Here is a 1,142-nt window from a genome sequence, read left to right on the forward strand (position 1 = left end):
GATCGATCGGCTGCTGCCGATCCGCGAGGTGATGTTCAACGACCCGGACGGGGTGTTGAACGAGACCGGGATGACCCAACCGGCGCTGTTCGCCTTCGAAGTCGCCTTGTATCGGCTGCTGGAATCCTTCGGGGTCCGCGCCGATGTGCTGGTCGGTCATTCGATCGGGGAGATCGCCGCCGCGCACGTGGCCGGGGTCTTCTCCCTGGCCGATGCATGCGCCCTGGTGGCGGCCCGGGCCCGGCTGATGCAGGCCCTCCCGACCGGTGGCGCGATGCTGGCGATCGCCGCACCTGAGGCGGAGGTTGTGCCCCTGCTGGGAGACCGGGTCGGGATAGCGGCGGTCAACGGCCCCGCAGCCGTGGTGATCTCCGGGGACGAAGAGGTGATCACGCAGATCGAGGAGCGGGTCAGCGTTCGGACGCGCAGGTTGCGGGTCTCGCACGCTTTCCATTCGCCGTTGATGGAGCCGATGCTGGCTTCCTTTGAGGAGGCCATCTCCGGGCTGACCTACCACGAGCCGACGGTCGCGATCGTTTCCAACCTCACTGGCCGGCTGGCTGAGCCGGGGCAGCTGACCACCCCGGGCTATTGGGTGGAGCACGTGCGGCAGGCCGTGCGGTTCGCTGACGGGGTGACGGCCGCGGAGGCTGACTGCTTCCTGGAGGTCGGTCCGGACGGGGTGCTGACGGGGCTGGCTCAGCAGAGCATCGCCGATGGTGTGTTCATCCCCGCCACCCGAAAGGACCGCGACGAGGCTCGCGCCCTGGTCGAGGCGCTGGGTCGGCTGTACACCCAAGGCATCGCCGTGGACTGGACGGCGGTGCTGGCCCCGGCCGCACACGTCGACCTGCCCACCTACTCCTTCCAGCACCAGCGGTACTGGGTGCCGGCCAGCCTGGAGTCCGGCGATGTGGACGCCGCCGGGCTGGGCGCCATCGAGCATCCGCTGTGGAGCGCGATGACCGAGGTGGCCGGCGGCGCGTCGGTCATCTTCACCGGCCGCCTGTCCCTCACGTCGCAGCCCTGGCTGGCCGATCACCAGGTCAACGGCCGGGTGGTGGTGCCGGGCGCGGCGCTGGTGGAGCTGGCGGTGCGGGCCGGGCACGAGCTGGACTGCCCGCAGCTGCGGGAGCTGACCA

1 protein-coding gene is annotated in these 1,142 nt (G+C 70.2%); it reads left to right on the forward strand.

The features are described 5' to 3' along the window. Positions 1-1,142: acyltransferase domain-containing protein (locus tag ACFKCF_RS61625; RefSeq protein WP_394506799.1), on the forward strand; the 1,142-nt coding region annotated here is incomplete at both ends.

Origin of the sequence: Nonomuraea sp. JJY05 (genome assembly GCF_043496855.1) — a bacterium.
GTDB lineage: Bacteria > Actinomycetota > Actinomycetes > Streptosporangiales > Streptosporangiaceae > Nonomuraea.